This window comes from Marinobacter koreensis (assembly GCF_023156285.1).
GTDB classification, from domain to species: domain Bacteria; phylum Pseudomonadota; class Gammaproteobacteria; order Pseudomonadales; family Oleiphilaceae; genus Marinobacter; species Marinobacter koreensis.
This window is the reverse complement of the sequence record NZ_JAKZAJ010000001.1, coordinates 363,806-383,723: the sequence shown is the minus strand read 5'-3', so window position 1 is coordinate 383,723 and position 19,918 is coordinate 363,806. Positions and strand designations below refer to the sequence as shown.

Sequence of the window (19,918 nt, the reverse complement as noted above, 5' to 3'; positions counted from 1 at the left end):
TCAGAGACGCTCAAGCGCCGCGCGCAAGGTCTCCCCGATGCGCGCGTTGAGCTTCAGGTCCACCAGCTCCTCGGCCCGGGTGCGGCCGAGGTTCAGCGTGGCCATGGGTTTGTTCCACTCCTTCGCGTAACGGCAGAAACGGAATCCGGAATAGACCATCAGCGACGAGCCAACCACCAGCAGTCCATCACTGGCTTGCAACACGTCCAGGGCAGACATTACACGTTGCTTCGGGACATAGTCGCCAAAGAACACCACGTCCGGCTTGAGTATGCCGCTGCACTTCGGGCAATCCGCCACCCGGAAATCGGCAAAGTCCACGTCAAGATCCGCACAACGGTCATGGACCTCATCCCGTGAGCACCGATAGCCGCAACTCATACACAGTACTTCATCGGCACGACCGTGCAGATCCAGAACCCCGTGGGTACCCGCTTTCTGGTGCAGCCGGTCCACGTTCTGGGTGACCACCAGGTTGCTGTGATTGAGCAGTTCCAGATCGGCGATGTGGAAATGGGACGGATTGGGCGTGGCATTCCGCATCACCGGCCAGCCGATCAGGCTGCGCCCCCAGTACCGTTGCCGGGTGTGATCACTCGTCATGAAATCCTGGTGCTGGACCGGTTGCTTGCGTTTCCAGGCACCATCTCCGTCCCGGTAATCAGGAATGCCGGAATCGGTGCTGACGCCTGCCCCGGTCAGTATCAGGAGCCTGGGGTGGCGATGAATGAACTGCGCAAGCTGCTCACCCGCGTCGGCGGGATCAAGAGTCACCAGCGGCTCACCAGTGTCCGGCAGGCGCTGGCTGGCGCTGAAAGGGCGGGTTCGGTGCGTGGTTACAGGCATACGAACGTTATACGACTCAATCCGGTTTTCGGGCTACGTATACGGTATTGAACGATTCCCTGTTCTGGAACGGGTTAAAGAATGTCACGACGTGACACTCGACATCAATGAACACCTCCCGGAGCACAGCCATGAACCCGGGATCCTCACCCTCGTTGGACCACATGGCGAATATGCCCCGGGGTTTGAGCTGGCGAGCCATGCGGCGGATGTTGTCGGTGGTGTAGAAGCTGGCGTTGGAATCGTGCAGGAGCGCACGGGGCGAATGGTCAATGTCGAGCAGGATGGCGTCGAACTGCCTGCCGGGCTGATCCGGGTCGAATCCGCCGGTCTCCGGCTCGGCAACGGCGAGATCGAAGAAACTGCCATGGACGTAACGGCTTCGGGCATCCGCATTGATCTCGCCCCCCAGTGGAACGAGCTCCCGCTGATGCCAGCCGATTACCGGTTCGAGGTATTCGACGATCAGCAGTTCGCCCACGCGTTCGTGCTTGAGGGCGGCAACCGCCGTGTACCCAAGGCCCAGGCCACCCACCACCACGCTGAGATTCTCACCCTCGCAGACATTCAGGCCGAGGTCCGAGAGTGCCACTTCGGCGTCCACGAACATGCTGGACATGAGAAATTCATCGCCGAGCTTTACCTCGAAGATGTCGCGATCACCAATCGCCGGAATGCGACGGCGACGGAGGGTAATCTCCCCGATTTCCGACGGCTGGCTGTCAATTTGCTCGAAAAGCAGTCCCATTGATTCTGGCTCTTCTGGTTGGTCTGAGTTAAGGGAACCTCTGAACAGATGGAGTTTTCCGCCGCCCTAGACTGGTGCAATCGCCGATGGGCAGGGCTTTCCAAAACCCGCTCCTTCGGCCCCCCTCCGGGGTCCAGCCAGCAATCACAGATTGCTGTCGTTCGGCTGTCGCATGAAGCTTCGCTTCATAAACGCTCGGCCTCACCCATGGGGCGCTTGAGCTACGCCATCCATGGCTCCGCACAGTTTTGGAAAGCCCTGCCCACCGGCTCCTGATTCTACTCCCCTGAACCGGACGGGTTCTTCAGGCAGCTCTTAAGGATTTCTCGCATTTTTTCTGCGCCCAGTTTTTCCATCAGCTCGATGTTACGGTCGGGAATTCCTTCTACATCCGGATAACTGTCGATCGCCGCTTCCAGACTGGCTTCGCGCAGCAGGTGCAGCATCGGGAACGGAGACCGGTTGGTGTAATTTTCCGCCGCATCCGGCTCGGTGCCTTCAAACCGGTAATCCGGATGAAAACTGGCAATCTGGTAGATGCCTTCCATATCGAGATATGCCAACAGACCGTCAGCCGCATCCAGAAACTCATTGTAGGCCCCAAAGTCCTGCAAAACGCCCGGATGCACCAGAAGTGTGGTTTCGATCTCTTGCTCGTCGTCCAGACGTTGTAGCTCTGAGTGCAGTGCCTGCAGCAACTCGTCTTCGGTCTGAGCGTCCGTTACTACAAACCGCACCCGGCTCCGGACCAGTTCCCGTTTGGCGAACGGGCACAGGTTGTAGCCGACAACCACGTCTTCGACCCATTTGCGGGTGGCGTTAATAATATCGGTTTCGTTCACGTGTTCTCCCAATTTCCAGAGAGGCCTACTCACAGTTATGAGCGGACGGGTGGGTAGGCCTGTCCAAAACTGTGCGAAGCCATGGATGGCGGAGCTCAAGCGTCACATGGACGTGCCGAAGGAGCGGGTTTTGGACAGGCCTACCCACCTGTCCGCAAACTCCCAAGGGTCGCATCACCGAACTCAGAGATACCCCTGACTCCGAAGATAATCATCATAGCTCCCACTAAAATCGGTAACCCCATCCGCCTTCAGCTCAATGATCCGGGTCGCCAGCGAAGACACAAACTCCCGGTCGTGGCTGACGAAAATCAGCGTCCCCGGATAGTTCTCCAGCGCCAGGTTCAGCGCCTCGATGGATTCCATGTCCAGGTGGTTGGTCGGCTCATCCATCAGCATCACGTTGGGCTTCTGCAGGATCAGCTTGCCGAACAGCATGCGCCCCTGCTCACCCCCGGAAATCACCTTGACCGATTTGCCGATGTCGTCACCGGAGAACAGCATTCGCCCAAGCGTGCCGCGGACCAGTTGCTCGCCGCCCTTGGTCCACTGGGCCATCCAGTCTGTCAGTGTTTCATCATCGGCAAAATCCGCCGTGTGGTCCTGGGCAAAGTAGCCAACCTCGGCACTGTCGGTCCATTTCACCTCGCCGGCATCCGGCTCGTAGGCGCCGGCCATGCACTGGAGCAGCGTGGTCTTGCCGATGCCATTCGGGCCAATGATGGCTACCCGCTCGCCGGCCTCGATCTGAACGTTGAGTTTGTTGAACAGGGGTTCACCATCAAAGCCCTTGGTCAGGTCCTTGAGAGTAACGGCCTGACGGTGCAGCTTCTTGCCCTGTTCGAACCGGATAAACGGACTGACACGGCTGGACGGCTTGACCTCTTCCAGCTGGATCTTGTCGATCTGCCGGGCCCGGGAGGTGGCCTGCTTGGCCTTGGAGGCGTTGGCCGAGAAGCGGCTGACGAACTGTTGCAGTTCGGCAATCTGCGCCTTCTTCTTGGCGTTGTCCGCCAGCATACGCTCACGGGCCTGGGTGGCGGCCGTCATGTATTCATCGTAATTTCCCGGGAACAGGCGCAGCTCGCCGTAATCCAGATCCGCCATGTGGGTACAGACACTGTTCAGAAAGTGGCGGTCGTGGGAAATGATGATCATGGTGCTGTTGCGGGCCACCAGGATGTTTTCCAGCCAGCGGATGGTGTTGATGTCCAGGTGGTTGGTGGGCTCGTCCAGCAGCAATACGTCCGGGTCGGAGAACAGCGCCTGGGCCAGCAGCACCCGAAGCTTCCAGCCGGGTGCCAGGGCACTCATCGGGCCATTATGGTCCTCAAGCGGAATTTCCAGCCCGAGCAGCAGCTCGCCCGCCCGGGACTCTGCGGTATAACCGTCCATTTCGGCAAACCGGACCTCCAGGTCCGCCACGGCCATGCCATCTTCTTCGCTCATTTCAGCCAGTGAATAGATCCGGTCCCGCTCCTTTTTCACCTGCCAGAGTTCCTCATGGCCCATGATCACGGTGTCCATGACCGTGCAGTCCTCGTAGGCAAACTGGTCCTGCCGAAGTTTCCCCAGACGGGTATTGGGCTCGAGCATGACCTGGCCGGCGGAAGGCTCAAGATCCCCGCCGAGGATTTTCATCAGGGTGGACTTGCCACAACCGTTGGCGCCGATCAGGCCATAACGGTTGCCATTGCCAAACTTCGCGGACACATTTTCAAAAAGGGGCCTGGCCCCGAACTGCATGGTGATATTTGCGGTGGAGATCAAGAAACAAACCTATCAACGTGGGGCCGGTCAGGCGCCGGCGAGAGAAAGCCGGCATTGTACAGGTTTGGAGGGAACAGCGTGAGGCCGCAGAAACACGGATAAAAACCGCTTGCCTACGGCGGGCGGTCCGGGCAGCATTTCCCTCTCCGCAGTGTTCACTCAACGACCATAAAGGATACGAATCATGGCACAGGCAACCGCACGCCACATTCTGGTAGACAGCGAAGCGAAGTGTGAAGAACTGAAAAAGGCGATTGAAGGCGGTCAGGACTTCGCCGAAGTCGCCAAACAGCATTCATCCTGCCCATCCGGCCGCAATGGCGGTGATCTGGGCTCATTCGGGCCGGGCCAGATGGTGCCGGAATTCGACAAGGCGGTGTTCAACAGCGAATCGAACACCGTGATCGGGCCGATCAAGACCCAGTTTGGTTACCACCTGCTGGAAGTAACCTCCCGCAGCTGATCGATACCGGGATCAGGAGCCGAGCGTCCAGGGGTTCTGGGTGATCGGCTCAGCCCCCTTCTCGGTCACGATGACCGTCTCGCTACAGCCAATACCCCACTGCCCCGGCACCCGCAGGCAGATTGGCAGATGGAAGACCATTCCCGGCGCAAATTCGGTGTTTCCCCCCTTGGCAATGAAACCGGAACCCTCTACCCAGGACGGAGGAAACTGGGCCCCCACGGTGTAACCGTAAACCCCTGAAAAAAACACTTTCCCGGCCAGGGGCTGCAGAGCCAGCTCCGCCCTTTGCGCGGCCTCGTCAAAGGTCACGCCCGGACGGACGGTTTCCAGCAGAGCATCCACAATCCGGCGACAGCCATCGAATACCCGGCGCATCTCGGAGCTCGGAGTGCCGCCCGCCACAATGGTTTGCATCATGGGGGCCGTGTATCTTTGCCAGGCGGCACCGAACTCCAGGAAAACCGGATCGCCTTCCTGAACCACCGTTCGCTTGTGGTTGCAATGGATCACGCTGCTCCGACGGCCCGTGGTGACGATCGGCTGCATGCTCATGAATTCGCTGCCCGCCTCGATCAGCGCCTTGGCACCGGCTGCCGCGATCTCATTGTCGGTCACACCGGGCCGGACAGCCGCACAGGCGGCCTGCAACCCGACCCCCGTAATCCTTGCGCTTTCCCGCAGGTAGTCCAGTTCCGCAGGCGATTTGACGATGCGGATACGCTTCAGCAGTCCGCCATTGTTGACGAAGCGCACCCCGGGAAGCCGGGCCTTCAACCCCTCCAGGACGCCCTGCCGCAGGGATCCATGCCAAGCATCGATCGCGACGGTTTCGACACCATCGTTGAGGATCTGGACCAGGGGCTCAAGCACTTCCCCAATGCCTTCCCAACGGTAGCCGCTTACCCTCGCAACTCGCGTGGTCACCATCGCCGGCCCCATCTCAATCGATGGCACCTGCAGCAGCATATCGTCCTGGGTAACAGCCAGGGCCACGTGGACGGACACTTCAAACGTGCTATATCCGGTCAGATAAAAAATATCCGCCGGGTCGGTCAGCAGCAGCGCGCCGTAGTCCGCATCGGCCATACCATCCCGGACCCGTCTCAGGCGCTGATTGTATTCCGACTCCGGGAACGGGCACTCTATTCCTCTGAGTTGTGAGGACAGGGATTTCTGGTAGGCATTGAAGTCCATAGGAGCTCTCCTCACGGCATATACTAGGAAGATTGGACCCAAATCGGGTCCAGTACAAATTTCCGACCCGGAGAACAAGGGGATTCAATGGATGACCAGGCAAAGGGCAGCCGCCCCGTCGAGGTAAGTGTCCAGCTGGGCGCCCTCACAAGTGTCGCGACGGACCCCCAGGTGGCCGTGAGAGTAGGTCACGTGGTCGCGTCACTGGTCAATGGTGTTGGCGGGGAGCCCCTGATGCAGCTGCAACTGCTGCATCAGTCACGCAGCCTGTTATTCGATCTGGGGGATACCGGGCGCATGCCCCTCCGTTCGGCACACCAGGTCAGCGATGTCTTCATCACCCATTGTCATGCGGACCACATCGGCGGTTTCCTGTGGTTCCTGCGCAGCCGGATCGGCCACTTTCCACCCTGCCGCCTGTTCGGCCCTCCGGGATTGATGGAGCACGTTTCGGGCATGATCCGCGGCGTCCTGTGGGACAGAATCGAAGACCGGGGGCCGGTGTTCGAAGTCAATGAATGGCACGGCGACCGTCTCAAGCGTTGGCGTACACGGGTAGGCGACAGCACTCCAACACCACTGGAGGATCAGCCAACGCCGGGAGGGGTGCTGCACAGTGAGCCGGCTTTTCAGGTTCGGGCCGCGCTACTGGATCATGGTACGCCGGTACTGGCCTACACCTTCGAACCCTTCGGCAAACTCCAGGTTCGTACTGAACAACTCAGAGCCGGCAACTTCGAGCCCGGGCCCTGGCTTCACGATCTGAAGATGGCCGTCCTGCAGGAACGCCCCGATACCCTGATCTCGCCCGACCGGCATTCCACGTTCCGCGCCGGCGACCTTGCCCGAAAGCTGCTGATACAGGCTCCCGGTGAATCAATTGCCTACGCGACCGATTTTGCCGAGAGCCCCCGGAATCTGCGCAAAGTGGCCGATCTGGCAAAGGGAGCGCACACGCTGTTCTGCGAGGCTTCGTTTATGGTGAAAGATCGCGACCAGGCGCACCGGACCCATCACCTCACGACCGAAGCCTGCGCCCGGATCGCCAACGAAGCACAGGTCCGCCAACTGATCGCCTTTCACTTTTCCCATCGCTACCAGCGGCGACGGGAGGTCCTTTACCGCGAACTCGGACAATTTACTGACCGCCTGACAGTGCCGGGTTGAGGAACCGGGCGATCTGGGCACCAATGTTGTCCACCGGTTCGGTGATAGCCTGCTGGATGCTTCGGGTGACCACCCGGGTAAATGCCGAACCGGCATCGCTTTCCAGGAAATCCAGGTACAGCTTCAGCTCCTGGTTGCTGAAATTCTGGTAGGTGTACAGGTAGCTGTCATAAACCTGCTGACCGACAACGCCCTGAAGCACACCTCGCTGGCTCTCGATTCTCTGGCGGGTCTGCGCCGCAGAGGAATCATCCCCGTTCAGAGCGGACATGGCGGACGCCAGGCTCAGCTGCAGAGCGACCGCCGTGTCCACGGCACTTTCGGTTGCCCGGGAGGCCCGATCGAAGCGATCAAAGAGTTTGGCGCGGTCTGTGCCTTCGAAGCGTTTGTTCAGCGCCGGCGCCTGCTGCCGGATCTTCGGCCATACCGAGGGTGCAGAGGCGGCGATTTCGGCCCTGGAGAGCTTGCCGGCCAGCGGTGTTTCATACCAGTCCTGGACAGACTGAAGCTGTTCGGCAGAAAGCGACCGGCCCAGATCGTCCAGAATTCGCTGTTCAATATCCTCGGCCCGGATGCTGCTGCTCACGACCTGACCAATCGCATCCGCTACAACCGCAGGCACCTGGTCATTCTGCTGCAGGCCCTGACGGATACCCCGGCTCATCATCGCGGGGTATTGAGCGACTATGTCGTCGATCGGCGACGCCTCCAGAACCTGTCGGGGCGTGGTCGCTGCCTCAGCCACGCCGTCACCAACGAGCAAGGCAGCGAATAAAAGAGGTTTAACTAGGGTGGCAAATCGCATTTCACTATCATCCTGAATTGAGAACATGCCGTTTATGGCACGCAGGTCGGCGCTTCGGCAAGCGATAATGGACAGGGACAGATGACGGTTTGGTAGGAAAAATGGGCAAGTCCCGCTCCCGGCGTAATCGCCGGCTGACGAAACAGCTCGAGGTCTGGCGCCGCCGGGCCCGATGGTATGGATGGCCAGTGCTGGGCCTGCTGGTGGCGATCTGGGCATCGCTCCGTTTCAGCCTGCTGGAACCGGGCCCACCCAACGATCCCGAGAACCTGTGCGAGATTTTCCGGGAACACACCGTCTGGTACGACTATGCCCGCCAATCCCGGGACAAATGGGGCACGCCGATCGCGACGCAGATGGCGTTTGTTTACTACGAGTCGTCCTTCCGCAGTCACGCCAGGCCACCCAGATCGGTCCTTTGGGGATTCATTCCCTGGACCCGACCCACGACGGCTTTCGGCTACGCCCAGGCCCTCGATCCTGCATGGCGGGACTACCTGAAGGCCAATGGCGGAAGCTGGCTGACCGTTCGATCCGATATGGAGTACGCGCTGGATTTTGTCGGCTGGTACAACCGCCGGAGTCATGACCGGCTTGGCATTCCACTGACTGCCCCCAGACAGCTCTACCTTGCTTACCATGAAGGCCGGAGCGGCTACGCCAGTGGTTCCTATCGTTCGAAACCCGCTTTGCAGTCGCTGGCCAGCCGGGTGCGGGCCCGCGCCTTTCGATACGACAACCAGTTGCAGCAGTGCGAACAGGAATTCCAGTGCTGGCACTGGTACCAGTTCTGGCCCTTCTGCTCGGCCGAAAGCTGATCAGAGCGTCGGACTGACTTCGATCACCGATTCCAGGGCCCGCAACCGGTCCACCAGAAACTCCATGACAATCCGCACCCGCGCCATCTGCTGGGTGTCCTGATTGACGTGCAGCCAGAGATCCACACTTTCGCCCTCCAGGGGATCGGACAACCGGCGCAGTTCCCGTGCGCTCTCACCGATATAACAGGGTAAGACCGCCAGTCCCGCACCAGCCCGCGCCAGCGATACCATCGACTGAAGGCTGTTACATCGAATAAAGGAAGACACGTTTTTCAGATGCTTGCGATACCAGCGCCCGGTCGCCAGCTGGCTGAAGGTTTCGTCCGGAACGATCCAGAGGCAGGCCTCCGGCCGGTTCTCGATGTCCATATCACGGTTTCGCCGGCAGTAGCGGGCAGAGCCGTAGACCGCCGACTCGACTGCCGCGATTCGCTCACCCTCCAGGGTTGCCTGGGGTTTGTTTTCGGGACGCAAGGTCAGATCGGCTTCCCGATGGCTGAGGTTGGCCACGTCGTTGTCCGTGAGCACTTCCAGTTCGATGTCCGGATACTCACGAACCAGCTCCGCCAGAATCGGACTGAGGAGCTCATTCATCATCATATCCTCGGCCGCGATCCGGACCTTTCCGACCGGGGCAGAATCTCCCCCGACCAGCTTGCGCTGGAGGTTTTCCATATCGGTGGCCAGTCGTTCAGCCTCCCGAAAGGCCATTTCTCCAACGGGCGTCAGCTGCAATCCATCCCGGTTGCGCTCAAAAAATTGCACACCCAGCGCCTCTTCCATCTGGTCAAGTCGCCGTAAAACAGTGGTTTGGTGCACACCCAGTAATTCACCGGCCTTTGCAAGCGTTCCACCTATTGCAAGAGCCCTTATATATCGAAGATAATCCCAGTCCATAATTACTGCATATTTGCAACGCGGATACGGATTTTAACGTATTCAAGCTGCAAAAAAGAATCCTTAGAATAGTTTGTAAATTAAAGATAGATCGCTAATCAATCCACCAGATAGTAAAGGAGGAAGGCGCTATGACTCAGAACCATATCGCAACCGTTCAACCCCTGCCGTCCAGTATCCTCCACAACAGTGCTGAGGTCAGGCGCCAGTATACCCGTGCTGCTGCAAAGCAGGCGGTGCAGTTTATCAGTCGCAAGGTTCGAGTTTTCAACCGCAGGACCGCGGAGATGACTCAGGACATGACTCAGGTCCAGGGCGGCCACTGATTCGCACAGCGCAATCGGGCACCAGACCAAAGAAAACGCCGGCAGATTGCCGGCGTTTTTCGTTTGGATGCAGTTCCATTCGCTCAGATATCCCAGACGACCTTGGTGTTCCTCGCAAACCAGTCATCCATACGGGCATTGTAGAAGGCCTCGATCACGTTTCGCTTGATCTTCATCGTCGGTGTCAGCATGCCGTTTTCCATGGTCCACGGTTCCTTCACCACGGCCAGAAATGCGACTTTCTCGTGGGATTCACAGGCCATATTGACGGCATCCAGCTCTGCCGCCAGTTCCCGTTCCAGCTCCGCCCTGTCCGCGCCATTGGCGAGCGCCGACCTTAGCTCGTCGGACAGCAACACCATCATGCACGGCTGTGGCTGGTTGGCACCGGCAACGCAGACGACTTCCGCGCCCGGATGATTGAACCGGTTCTCGATGGGAACCGGCACCACATACTTCCCTTTCGCGGTCTTGAACAGATCCTTGACCCGTCCGGTTATCCGCAGGGAGCCGTCCGAATCGATCTCGCCCATGTCCCCGGTTTTCAGGAAGCCATCCTCGGTAATGTCTTCCCGGGTTTTCTCTTCGTTACGGAAATACCCCAGCATTTGACCGGGGCTCCGGACCTGGACCTCCCCGCCCTCGCCGATCCGGTGCTCCACTCCGGGATTGGGCACACCAACATACCCTGCCCGGGCGGCGCCGGGGCGATTGGCGTGAGAGTAGCCAAAATTCTCGGACATGCCGTACACCTCGAGCAGCTCAAGCCCCAGGTTGCGATACCAGGCAATGATATCCGCGGAGAGCGGCGCCGCTCCGGTAAGCGCCGCCCGGCAATGATCCAGCCCCAATTGACGAAGCACCTTTTTCTTGACGAGGGAACCCAGAATCGGAAGGTTGAACAGCAGTTTCTGTTTCCGGGGCGGCAGCTTCGCATTGATGCCCAGATAGAACTTCATCCACAGGCGAGGCACGGAGAAAAACAGGGTCGGCCGGGCACGCTGCAGGTCTTCCTGGAACGTATCAAGGGAATTGGCAAAGTAAAGGTGGAAGCCGTAGTAGAGCGACTGGGTCTCGACGGCAGCCCGCTCCGCCACGTGGGCGAGGGGCAGGTACGAGAGCATTCGTTCTTCGGTCCCGACGGGAAACAGTTGCTGCAACCCCTCCGCCACCGACACCATGTTGCGGAAACTGTGCATCACGCCTTTTGGCCGGCCGGTACTGCCGGAAGTGTAAACAATGGTGGCCAGATCATCCGGATCCGGCCAACGGGGCGTTTCAGGCTCCTGACGTTCAATGATCCCCTGCCATGTCGGCGTGTCGTTGCGCGGCGACAGTGGTAGCGAAACCACGGGCAGATCCTCGGGCAAATGCAGTTTTATATCGTTCCAGCCATCCGCTGTACCGTCCATCTTGCCAAGGAACAGCAACTTTGCCTGGCTGTGATCAAGAATGTAGGCGGCGGTTTCGCCATTGAGGGTCGGATAAAGGGGAACACTGACATGGCCCGCAGCCCAGATGGCAAGATCCGCGAGGATCCAGTGGGCTGAATTCTTACCCAGAATGGCAATGCTGCTGTGTGCCGGCAACCCCAGGCTGATCAGATAGCCGGCCATCCGGGACACCTGGTCTGCCGCCTGGGCCCAGGTGATATCTTCCACCCGTCCATCAGGATACGGCTGAGTCAGGTAAACACTGTCCGGCGTATGCTCAGCCCAGTGAAAGAAACAGTGCAACGAGGTCTGTCTGCTAGAATCTTCCGCCATGCGCAATTCCTTATAATTGTTGTCCAGCCAGTGCGGAGCGAAGGCTGTTTATTGTTATGAATCCCGATTCATAGTAGCCCAGTTCCTCGTTTGCTCAATAGCATTTACCACCGTTTGTGATAACCAATTCTCCGCAGGCGCCCGGAACAGGATCGTCCGACGTGACATACGTCAAAACTGGTCTAGAGTGAGGGAAGACGCGTATGCAATAGCATCACTGCAGGAGGTGGCTATGAAAACGTCGACTCGTTCATTTCTGATTTTTCCCGCCTGGGGCCTGATTCTTGTCGGTTCGGGCGCGTTCCTTTATTGCGCCTACGCCGGATTGCTCGGTTCCTGACAACCTCTATCGACGGAACCGCGTTTCCAGGACCACGGCGGAGTTCGTCCGTTCGACGCCCTCCAGATTTCCTATATCGTCCAGCACCTTGCTCAGAGCTTCGAGGGAGCTGGCCTGGACGATGGCAATGAGGTCGTACTCCCCACTGACTGAAAAAAGCTGCGAGACCTGGCGGATGCCTTCGAGTGCGGTATTCGTCCGGGCCGTCAGTTTCTGCACAACCTTGATGGAGACATGGGCCTCGACCTGACTGGCCAGATAATCTCCACCCAGGTCAACCGAATAGCCCCGGATCACACCGGTCCGTTCAAGACGGGCCAGACGGTTCTGAACGGTAGAGCGGGACACGTGAAGCGCCTTGGCCAGGTCCGTCACGCTGGCCCGGGCGTTTTGCCGGAGCAGTGCCAGCAGCTTCTCGTCTTGCGCATTGATCATTTTGCCACCCAAAATTTTCATTTTGACAAAATAATAGATCATTTCGATCGTTTTGAAACTGCAAACCGGCAGAAAGGCACCGCATACTGGCGCAAAACACTGCAGGAAGCTCTGGCCATGCTTATCAGACCGGTTGCCCCCAAAGATCTGGACGCCCTATACCGGATTGCCGACGAATCCGGCCCCGGCTTTACCTCCCTGATGCCCGATCGGGATGCGCTCTTGCGCAAGATCGAGCACTCGGTCGAGAGCTTTGCCCGAGAGGTCGAGACTCCCTCCGATGAGCACTATCTGTTTGTGCTCGAGGATCCGGCGACCGGTGCGATCATGGGAACCACCGGCATCGAAGCCTGCGCCGGCCAGACCCGCCCGCTTTATCACTTTCACCATAATACGGTGGTCCACCATTCCCGTGAGCTTGGCCTGAGAAAACAGGTCGATACGCTGACCCGATGCAATCACTACACGGGCTGCACCGAGATCTGTTCGCTGTATCTCCGTCCCGACTTCCGGCGGGCCAATGCCGGCAAGCTGCTGTCGCGGGTCCGCTTCCTGTTCATGGCCCAGCACCCGGAGCGGTTTTCCAGCACGGTGATCGCCGAAATGCGAGGGGTATCGGATGCCGCCGGACAGTCTCCATTCTGGAGTTGGTTGCGGGAACATTTTGTCGACATGGAGTTTGCTTCGGCGACCAGTCTGGTGGGCTCCGGCTATACCGATTTCATTGACGAACTCATGCCCGCCGCCCCGCTTTATACCCATCTCATGAGCCGCGACGCGCGGGCGGTCATTGGGCAGGTACATCCGCACACTCGGCCTGCACTTCGCATGCTGGAGCGGGAAGGCTTCCGTCCTCGCGGCTTCGTGGACCTGTTCGATGCGGGGCCAACCGTTGAGGCGGAATTGCGCCAGATCGGCAGTATTCGCCAGTCACGGCGTGCCTCGGTCATTCTGGATGCCAACGCCGTCGATGCTCCGCATGACCTGATGGCTCCGATGATCGTGGCAAACGGCCGGCTGTCGGATTTTCGGGCCACGCTCACGGAGCATGGCAACCTGCTTCCCACGGGCGAGTCCGTGAAGATCGCTTCCCATCTGGCCGAAAATCTTGGCCTTGAAGCCGACGGCGTTGTCTGGAGTCTGCCACTGCAACCCAATAGCGCATCGCGGCCCCACGAACAGCCCGTTGCACCAAACATGAACGCACACCGTTTTGGAGAAAGACAGCATGCACACTGACCGCCACGAGCTTTTCAGCCAACTCTGGGAGCAGTACCGGTCTGTCACGCCCTCTGCCGAACGGGTTCACCAGCTGCTCGCGGAACGGGAATCCCGGCCAATTGTGAACGATCACATCGCGCTGAGAACATTCAACCTTGACCCCGTGGGCCTCGACGCTCTGGCAGAGCCCTTTCTGGCGCTCGGGTACCAGCCCGGCGGCGAATACCATTTCGAGGCCAAAAAACTGTACGCCCGCCACTATGAGCACCCGGACCAGGACGCGCCGAAGGTGTTCATCTCAGAACTTCTGGTGGAGAAATTTCCAGATCCGATCCAGGCGATCATCCGGAACCTGGTGTCCGAAGTTGATCCCGAGCGGGTCCGGCGATCAGAGTTCCCGTATTCGGGCCGTCCGTGGCAGGTCAGTCACGAGACCTACCGGATGCTTTCGGAAGTCAGCGAATACGCCGCCTGGCTGGCTGCATGGGGCTATCGGGCGAACCACTTTACGGTCAGCATCAATCACCTGAACAGCATCCGGTCGGTCGTCGAGATGAATCAGCTTCTGAAAGACCATGGATTCACCGTGAACGATTCCGGAGGTGAAGTGAAAGGCTCTCCGGAAGAGTTGCTGGAACAATCATCAACCATGGCCGACCGGGTGCCCGTGACGTTTACCGACAGGGAGGCCGTGATCCCCAGCTGTTTCTATGAGTTTGCCCGCCGCTACCCCAAAGCGGATGGACAGCTTTATACCGGATTCGTGGCCGCATCGGCGGACAAGATTTTCGAAAGTACCCACGAGCGTCGAAGCTGAGTCAGGACCACCCCTGCTCACCGAGCAGGGGCACAAACCGCACGCCACCGAGGTCCTGCCTGGAATAGGTGTCCTCGGAAAGTCGGGTAATGCGCAACAGGGACTGGGACACCTGCCCCGATCCGACCGGGATCACGAGATGCCCCCCAATCGCCAGCTGGCATTTGAGCGCTTCCGGTACCACCGGCGCGCCTGCTGCTACGGCGATACCATCGAACGGCGCCTCTTCCGGCCACCCCAGCGTCCCGTCTCCACAGCGCACACGGACGTTATCGAACCCCTCATTCGCCAGGTTTTCCCGGGCCTGCTGCGCCAGCTCCGGAATCCGCTCGATGCTGAACACCTCGCCGGCAATGCAGGCCAGGACAGCGGCGGCATAACCGGATCCCGTGCCGATATCCAGTACCTTTTCGCCGCCAGTGAGGTCAAGGGCATCCACCATCAACGCCACGATGTAGGGCTGGGAAATGGTTTGACCGGATCCGATCGGAAGCGGCCCGTCGGCATAGGCTTCCGCCTTCAGATTCTCAGGCACAAACGCCTCGCGATGAACCCGACGCATCGCCTCGACCACCCGCGGTGCATCAATCCCCCGGCTTACGATCTGATAGTCCACCATCGATTGTCGCCATGACTGAAAATCCGTATCGGATGCCATATCGCCCTCCGGAACTTACTTTCCGTTACGAACCGAAAATGTTTTACAACAGTGAAACCGACGTCCCATGTCTACTTTTTAGGCAGTGCAATCGATCTTCACAACCGAAGATGCCCAAAAACAACAAGAATCCGCAACGGCAGCCATGAACGGAGGCCCCTGTTGCGCAGGAGGTAATCATGTCCGCATCCGTCAACCATCTGGAAAGCCGCCTGTTTGACGGCTCCGAATTGTTGGAAGACATCATGCCCTCGGCCATTACCCTGGCCATGATGCTGAGACACCGTAAGTTCGCCAGCTGGCTCCGAACCGAATTCGACGGCTACCAGGACCGGGAATCCGCCCCTCCCTACCGCCGGCAACAGCCAGGCCATATTGTGGCCAAATCACCCCAGTACGGATGGATACCGGCACCCATCGAGGAAGAACAAAAGGCCCAATTTGGTCGCCTTGATCTGGTGGAAGGGACCAAAGAGCTTGAGCAGATCTGCCTGAGCTGCAAGAAAGGCAGTGGGCACCGGGTGCCGCTTGAAGCGGACGACCTGGAACGACTGCAGAAGGGACTGAACCTGAACGCCGACCTGGCCATTTCGGTCAGCCGACAGACCTACAGCGATCTGCTCCGCACCGTGCGCGCTGCCATCTGCCTCTGGACCCGGGCCGTCATGGCCGAAGGTATTGAGGGCGAGCACAACCATTACGAGAAGGAAGAGCGGGCCCGCGTCGCCCACCTGGACACCCCGGAGGTCTTCTGGCGGCAGGCGATGGAGCAGCTGGAGGATCTCGGGATGCCGGACATCAAGGAAGTCGGCTTTTTCGGACGCGTATTTGGCCGGGCCAGCTAGTCCCGGCCCCGCCAATCCTCAAAAATCGAGGACACTGACTACCCCGACGCAACTGACAACCAACAGGACCACGCCGAGGACCCGGAAGAAGACGGGAGTTTCGGCCTTGAGCATCCTTTCATGGGCGTACAGGCCGATGAAATGCCCGACCGTGGCGCAGGGAAGCAGCCACAGGTGGTGGATGAGCTGCAGATCCACGCCCGCCCATATGAACGCGCCAAGCTTGATCAGAACGAGGATGAACCAGAGGGCAAACAGGGTGTCCCTCAGCTTCTCCTTCGGAAGATGCTGGGCTGCCACGGCAATAACCAGCGGCGCACCGATCAGCGACGTGCCGCTGATATAGCCGCCCACCATCAGGAAGACCGTATCAACCGTCCGGCTGCCACTCCGGAACGGTTTGTTGAGGATGTACGAGATGGAATAGACCGCCACAATCACAAAGATAATGGCGCTCAGGACATTCCCCGGCAACGTAATCAGACCGAAGACCCCGATGAGTTTGGGCACGATCATAATGCCCAGAATGCGCCAGAGGTACGCCCAGTCTACGGTGCCCGTATGCTCTGCCCCCTGTTGATCCGGGCGTTTGCGATTGTTCATCCAGATGGTCAGGGACGAAAAGATCAACAGATGTACCGCGATGATGGGCAGGAACACGAGTGGTTGATCGTAAATCAGCAGAAGGAACGGCAACGAAAGCACGGCGCCGCCAAAGCCCAGACCGGAGCGGACAAAGCCGCTCCAGATAAAGGCCAGGCCAATCAGCACATACTGGATGACACTCAGATCCGACATTGATGTTTTTTCCCGATTAACACTGCAGATATCGCTCCCCGCGCCGATACATTAAAAGGCACAACGCCGGACGGCTTGAAAGGGAACCCGGAGGATACGCATGGCCCTGTCCTGGAAGCAAAAATTCTACCTGTTGATCGCCGCCACCTTCGTGGGGCTGGCCGTCGTCCTGTTGACGTCGCTGAGTGGTCTCAGCAAGGTCTCGGACGCCTACGAAGCACGTGGAGAGGCACGGAACTACGAAGCCGCATCCCTGACACTCCTGACCGACTGGCTGACCGTCGAGCGCGTCAGCGAAGAGCTGAACACAGACATGGTGGACGATTACCTGAACCGTCTGGCGTCACTCAAACAGCAATCGGAGGAACTGGCCCGGAACGCAGGATCATTGCCGGACCCGGCCATCGGCGGGATGGCTGACAGCATTCGTAAAGCCATGGCCCAGTATACCGGACTCCGCAGGCAGTGGCTGGAAACGAGCCAGCAACTTGGCCTCACCCACACGGACGGCCTGAAAGCGAAGCTTGCCGGTTATGTGAATGATGATCTCCGGCAAATCAGCATTTCCCTGTTCGATAACGACATCAACACCATCTCATCGAGCTACCGGGACTACCTCGAAACCTACGACCCGGCCTACGCCAAAACCATCCGGGACACCCTCGAACACATGACCGGTGTGGTGCAGGAAATGGACTGGCAGGACAACGTGATTGGCCAGGCCGTACTGGGCTTCGAGAAAGCCTTCAACGAGGCTCAGGCGGTCATTGGCAAGCTGTCCGGCATGGAAACCGAACTCCAGGCCCTGGGGAAAACGATCCAGAGCCGGATTACCAGTCAGGATGAAGCGCTGCGCAACGGCCTGATCATCCGCACCGGGACCACCGCTGAGCAGGCCCGCAGCACCGCAACCTGGTTCGTAGTCACGATTGCCGCGGCTGTGCTGGCCGGGCTCGTACTGACACTGACGGCGGCGTCAAGGACACTGGTCCGGCGCCTCGATGAAGTGGTCGGCCTGCTGAGCCGCGTCGCCTCCGGCGATCTCAGCCAGCGGCTTAAAACGGGTCGCAACGCGAGGGACGAATTCAACCGTCTGGGCAGTGCCGCCAATCAGATGCTGGATGATATGTCCGCCGTTATTGGCCAGGTGATTACCGGCAACCAGACCCTGGCCGAGCTGCAGGCCGAACTGAATTCCCTGATCGCACAAATGGGCCGGAATGGCGAACAGGTGGAAGACGAAACCGAGCAGACCGCCACCGCCGTTCAGGAAATCTCCCACACGGCCGTCGAAATCGCCCAATATACCCAATCGGTCAACGATTCCGCCCAGAACGCCAACGCCGCTGCGCAGGAGGGCGCCCAAGTCATCAAGCGCAGCGCCGACAGCATGAGCGCACTGGCTGAACGGATTCAGCAAACCCACACCCAGATCGGTCAGCTTGGCAAGACCGGGGAAAAGGTGAATTCCATCGTCGATGTGATCAATGGTCTGGCGGAACAGACCAATCTCCTGGCCCTGAACGCCGCCATCGAGGCCGCACGGGCCGGAGAGGCCGGCCGAGGCTTCTCCGTGGTTGCGGATGAAGTGCGCTCACTGGCCGAGAAGACCGTGTCAGCGACCAATGGTATCGCCGAGATCGTGAGCTCACTGAACAAGGAAACCAGTGCCATTACCCGACTGATGGAGGAAGGCCTGGCGTCGGCCGATCAGGGCGAGAAGAGTGCGGAAGAAGCTGCCGGTGCCATTGACCGGATCGGCGGCGCGATCAATCAACTGGCCGGCGACATGAACCAGGTGGTGTCCTCCATCGAAGGCATCTCCACCACTACGGAAGAGATTGCCCAGAAAGTCGAGCAGATCCATGGCCATACCCGGGAAACCGGAGATATACGCCAGCAACTGAACGCCCACGTAGAACGGCTTTCCAGCCAGACCCGGGAACTGACGGCTTCCTCGCAGCGTTTCACGCTACAGGGCTGACGTACCGGCTTGCCCTCACGGGCAGCGCAGAGTAGGATCACCAATACTGTACAAATAAACAGTATTGGTGATCCCATGAAAACCCGAGGTACGGCCCGGAATCCGGCCAACCGATTCCAACCCATTGCGACCGATCGTACTTTCGACGACGGCTGGTACCAGGATCCGGACGACGAGCTTTGCCCGGATTCGGTGGCCACCGAGGTGATGCGGGAAACCGTGACGTCCATCATCAGCCGCAACCAGTCACCGGATGTACCGTTCGACCAGTCGATCAATCCCTACCGTGGTTGCGAACACGCCTGCATTTACTGCTTCGCCAGACCCACCCATGCCTATTGGGACCTGTCGCCGGGGCTGGATTTCGAAACCCGACTGATCGCCAAGCCCAATGCCGCTCGCAAGCTGAGGGAGACGTTCGACAAGCCGGGCTACAGGCCCTCGCCCATCGCCCTGGGAATGAACACCGATGCCTACCAGCCCATCGAACGGGAGCACCGAATCACCCGTTCACTGCTCGAAGTCATGCGGGACTATCACCATCCGGTTTCCATTATTACCAAGGGCGGGCTCATTCTCCGGGACCTTGACCTTCTGACCGAACTCGCCAGTGACAATCTGTGCTCTGTGCGGATCAGTCTCACCACCCTGGATAACGACCTGAAACGACGCATGGAGCCCCGGACCGCCGCGCCTGCCACCCGACTGGCGCTGATCCGGAAGCTGTCGGCCGCCGGTGTGCCCGTCGGCATCATTCTCGGCCCGGTCATCCCTTTTGTGAACGATCACGAAATCGAGGAAATACTGGAGGCAGCCTCAGAAGCCGGCGCCCGGCAAGCCAGCTGGATTATGCTACGTTTACCCTATGAGCTGGACGAACTGTTTCAGGGCTGGCTCCAGAGGCATTTTCCGGAACGGGCCAGCCACGTGATGAACCGGATCCGGGACCTGCGAGGCGGGCGCAGCTACGATTCAACGTTTGGTCGCCGGATGACAGGTACGGGCCCCTATGCAGAGCTTATCCGTCAGCGCTTCAGGCAGCGGGCAAGGAAGCTGGGACTGAACCTCCACCAGTCCGAACCGCTGCGGACCGACCTCTTCCGGCGACCAGGCGGCGAGCAGATGGTGCTCTGGTAAACCCCGCCTGAAGGGCAAGGCGCCCCCGACCAGGG

General features: G+C 59.3%; 20 protein-coding genes. 9 read left to right on the top strand and 11 right to left on the bottom strand.

Going from position 1 to position 19,918, the window contains the following annotated elements; genetic code table 11:
- The 4 genes from MLD04_RS01890 to MLD04_RS01875 form a co-directional block, all read right to left on the bottom strand.
- Positions 1-846 (bottom strand): Sir2 family NAD-dependent protein deacetylase, encoded by an 846-nt coding sequence (locus MLD04_RS01890; protein ID WP_248154239.1) that lies wholly within the window; start codon positions 844-846, stop codon positions 1-3.
- A gap of 16 nt (positions 847-862) precedes the next feature.
- Positions 863-1,594, bottom strand: a complete 732-nt coding sequence (locus MLD04_RS01885) for a polyamine aminopropyltransferase (protein WP_248154237.1) — start codon at positions 1,592-1,594, stop codon at positions 863-865.
- A 278-nt stretch (positions 1,595-1,872) separates the two neighbouring features.
- A complete protein-coding gene (locus tag MLD04_RS01880; protein ID WP_248154235.1) occupies positions 1,873-2,436 on the bottom strand; it encodes a DUF1415 domain-containing protein in 564 nt (187 codons plus the stop codon).
- A 183-nt stretch (positions 2,437-2,619) separates the two neighbouring features.
- A complete protein-coding gene (locus tag MLD04_RS01875) occupies positions 2,620-4,206 on the bottom strand; it encodes an ABC-F family ATPase (protein WP_248154232.1) in 1,587 nt (528 codons plus the stop codon).
- A 184-nt stretch (positions 4,207-4,390) separates the two neighbouring features.
- Here MLD04_RS01875 and MLD04_RS01870 point away from each other — a divergent pair, with 184 nt between their 5' ends.
- On the top strand, positions 4,391-4,669 hold the full coding sequence (locus MLD04_RS01870; protein ID WP_248154230.1) for a peptidylprolyl isomerase: 279 nt from the start codon (positions 4,391-4,393) through the stop codon (positions 4,667-4,669).
- A 12-nt stretch (positions 4,670-4,681) separates the two neighbouring features.
- On the opposite strand, the gene MLD04_RS01865 is transcribed toward MLD04_RS01870, so the two are convergent.
- Positions 4,682-5,866, bottom strand: a complete 1,185-nt coding sequence (locus tag MLD04_RS01865) for a M24 family metallopeptidase (protein WP_248154228.1) — start codon at positions 5,864-5,866, stop codon at positions 4,682-4,684.
- Between the two features lie 87 nt (positions 5,867-5,953).
- Here MLD04_RS01865 and MLD04_RS01860 point away from each other — a divergent pair, with 87 nt between their 5' ends.
- The gene (locus MLD04_RS01860; RefSeq protein ID WP_248154226.1) at positions 5,954-7,033 is read left to right on the top strand and encodes an MBL fold metallo-hydrolase; all 1,080 of its coding nucleotides are present in this window, start codon (positions 5,954-5,956) and stop codon (positions 7,031-7,033) included.
- Here the strand turns inward: MLD04_RS01860 and MLD04_RS01855 are convergent.
- The gene (locus tag MLD04_RS01855) at positions 7,005-7,838 is read right to left on the bottom strand and encodes a DUF2059 domain-containing protein (protein WP_248154223.1); all 834 of its coding nucleotides are present in this window, start codon (positions 7,836-7,838) and stop codon (positions 7,005-7,007) included. The two genes, MLD04_RS01860 and MLD04_RS01855, sit on opposite strands and share 29 nt — an antisense overlap.
- A 101-nt stretch (positions 7,839-7,939) precedes the next feature.
- Between MLD04_RS01855 and MLD04_RS01850 the strand changes: the two genes are divergently transcribed.
- Positions 7,940-8,656 (top strand): transglycosylase SLT domain-containing protein, encoded by a 717-nt coding sequence (locus MLD04_RS01850; protein WP_248154221.1) that lies wholly within the window; start codon positions 7,940-7,942, stop codon positions 8,654-8,656.
- On the opposite strand, the gene MLD04_RS01845 is transcribed toward MLD04_RS01850, so the two are convergent.
- The gene (locus tag MLD04_RS01845; protein WP_248154219.1) at positions 8,657-9,556 is read right to left on the bottom strand and encodes a LysR family transcriptional regulator; all 900 of its coding nucleotides are present in this window, start codon (positions 9,554-9,556) and stop codon (positions 8,657-8,659) included.
- 131 nt (positions 9,557-9,687) lie between these two features.
- Here MLD04_RS01845 and MLD04_RS01840 point away from each other — a divergent pair, with 131 nt between their 5' ends.
- Entirely contained in the window at positions 9,688-9,882 is a 195-nt protein-coding gene (locus MLD04_RS01840) for a hypothetical protein (protein ID WP_248154217.1), read from the top strand.
- A gap of 83 nt (positions 9,883-9,965) precedes the next feature.
- Here MLD04_RS01840 and MLD04_RS01835 read toward each other — a convergent pair whose 3' ends face one another.
- The gene (locus MLD04_RS01835) at positions 9,966-11,648 is read right to left on the bottom strand and encodes an AMP-binding protein (protein WP_248154215.1); all 1,683 of its coding nucleotides are present in this window, start codon (positions 11,646-11,648) and stop codon (positions 9,966-9,968) included.
- 346 nt (positions 11,649-11,994) lie between these two features.
- Positions 11,995-12,423: an Lrp/AsnC family transcriptional regulator gene (locus MLD04_RS01830; protein WP_248154213.1), complete on the bottom strand. Its 429-nt coding sequence runs from the start codon at positions 12,421-12,423 to the stop codon at positions 11,995-11,997.
- Positions 12,424-12,540: 117 nt separating this feature from the next.
- On the opposite strand from MLD04_RS01830, the gene MLD04_RS01825 reads away from it, so the two are divergent.
- Both MLD04_RS01825 and MLD04_RS01820 read left to right on the top strand, forming a co-directional pair.
- On the top strand, positions 12,541-13,662 hold the full coding sequence (locus MLD04_RS01825; RefSeq protein WP_248154211.1) for an arginine N-succinyltransferase: 1,122 nt from the start codon (positions 12,541-12,543) through the stop codon (positions 13,660-13,662).
- Positions 13,652-14,461, top strand: coding sequence for a DUF1338 domain-containing protein (locus tag MLD04_RS01820; protein WP_248154210.1), 810 nt, complete (start codon positions 13,652-13,654; stop codon positions 14,459-14,461). The genes MLD04_RS01825 and MLD04_RS01820 overlap by 11 nt, the downstream gene beginning before the upstream one ends.
- Position 14,462: 1 nt before the next feature.
- Here the strand turns inward: MLD04_RS01820 and MLD04_RS01815 are convergent, their stop codons facing one another.
- A complete protein-coding gene (locus MLD04_RS01815) occupies positions 14,463-15,119 on the bottom strand; it encodes a protein-L-isoaspartate(D-aspartate) O-methyltransferase (protein WP_248154207.1) in 657 nt (218 codons plus the stop codon).
- A gap of 179 nt (positions 15,120-15,298) precedes the next feature.
- Here MLD04_RS01815 and MLD04_RS01810 point away from each other — a divergent pair, with 179 nt between their 5' ends.
- Complete coding sequence (locus MLD04_RS01810; protein ID WP_248154205.1) at positions 15,299-15,964, top strand: AbiTii domain-containing protein; 666 nt, start codon at positions 15,299-15,301, stop codon at positions 15,962-15,964.
- Between the two features lie 18 nt (positions 15,965-15,982).
- Here MLD04_RS01810 and MLD04_RS01805 read toward each other — a convergent pair whose 3' ends face one another.
- Positions 15,983-16,762 carry a sulfite exporter TauE/SafE family protein gene (locus tag MLD04_RS01805; protein ID WP_248154203.1) on the bottom strand — a complete coding sequence of 260 codons (780 nt, stop codon included), beginning with the start codon at positions 16,760-16,762 and terminating at the stop codon, positions 15,983-15,985.
- Between the two features lie 100 nt (positions 16,763-16,862).
- Between MLD04_RS01805 and MLD04_RS01800 the strand changes: the two genes are divergently transcribed.
- A complete protein-coding gene (locus MLD04_RS01800) occupies positions 16,863-18,746 on the top strand; it encodes a methyl-accepting chemotaxis protein (RefSeq protein WP_248154201.1) in 1,884 nt (627 codons plus the stop codon).
- 75 nt (positions 18,747-18,821) lie between these two features.
- Complete coding sequence (locus MLD04_RS01795; protein WP_248154200.1) at positions 18,822-19,883, top strand: PA0069 family radical SAM protein; 1,062 nt, start codon at positions 18,822-18,824, stop codon at positions 19,881-19,883.
- Positions 19,884-19,918: the final 35 nt, after the last annotated feature.

Bases quoted from the DNA above. Each gene is read 5' to 3' on its own strand.
- MLD04_RS01890 (WP_248154239.1), bottom strand. From the start codon at position 846: ATGCCTGTAACCACGCACCGAACCCGCCCTTTCAGCGCCAGCCAGCGC.
- MLD04_RS01885 (WP_248154237.1), bottom strand. From the start codon at position 1,594: ATGGGACTGCTTTTCGAGCAAATTGACAGCCAGCCGTCGGAAATCGGG.
- MLD04_RS01870 (WP_248154230.1), top strand. From the start codon at position 4,391: ATGGCACAGGCAACCGCACGCCACATTCTGGTAGACAGCGAAGCGAAG.
- MLD04_RS01865 (WP_248154228.1), bottom strand. From the start codon at position 5,866: ATGGACTTCAATGCCTACCAGAAATCCCTGTCCTCACAACTCAGAGGA.
- MLD04_RS01860 (WP_248154226.1), top strand. From the start codon at position 5,954: ATGGATGACCAGGCAAAGGGCAGCCGCCCCGTCGAGGTAAGTGTCCAG.
- MLD04_RS01855 (WP_248154223.1), bottom strand. From the start codon at position 7,838: ATGCGATTTGCCACCCTAGTTAAACCTCTTTTATTCGCTGCCTTGCTC.
- MLD04_RS01850 (WP_248154221.1), top strand. From the start codon at position 7,940: ATGGGCAAGTCCCGCTCCCGGCGTAATCGCCGGCTGACGAAACAGCTC.
- MLD04_RS01845 (WP_248154219.1), bottom strand. From the start codon at position 9,556: ATGGACTGGGATTATCTTCGATATATAAGGGCTCTTGCAATAGGTGGA.
- MLD04_RS01840 (WP_248154217.1), top strand. From the start codon at position 9,688: ATGACTCAGAACCATATCGCAACCGTTCAACCCCTGCCGTCCAGTATC.
- MLD04_RS01835 (WP_248154215.1), bottom strand. From the start codon at position 11,648: ATGGCGGAAGATTCTAGCAGACAGACCTCGTTGCACTGTTTCTTTCAC.
- MLD04_RS01830 (WP_248154213.1), bottom strand. From the start codon at position 12,423: ATGATCAATGCGCAAGACGAGAAGCTGCTGGCACTGCTCCGGCAAAAC.
- MLD04_RS01825 (WP_248154211.1), top strand. From the start codon at position 12,541: ATGCTTATCAGACCGGTTGCCCCCAAAGATCTGGACGCCCTATACCGG.
- MLD04_RS01820 (WP_248154210.1), top strand. From the start codon at position 13,652: ATGCACACTGACCGCCACGAGCTTTTCAGCCAACTCTGGGAGCAGTAC.
- MLD04_RS01815 (WP_248154207.1), bottom strand. From the start codon at position 15,119: ATGGCATCCGATACGGATTTTCAGTCATGGCGACAATCGATGGTGGAC.
- MLD04_RS01810 (WP_248154205.1), top strand. From the start codon at position 15,299: ATGTCCGCATCCGTCAACCATCTGGAAAGCCGCCTGTTTGACGGCTCC.
- MLD04_RS01805 (WP_248154203.1), bottom strand. From the start codon at position 16,762: ATGTCGGATCTGAGTGTCATCCAGTATGTGCTGATTGGCCTGGCCTTT.
- MLD04_RS01800 (WP_248154201.1), top strand. From the start codon at position 16,863: ATGGCCCTGTCCTGGAAGCAAAAATTCTACCTGTTGATCGCCGCCACC.
- MLD04_RS01795 (WP_248154200.1), top strand. From the start codon at position 18,822: ATGAAAACCCGAGGTACGGCCCGGAATCCGGCCAACCGATTCCAACCC.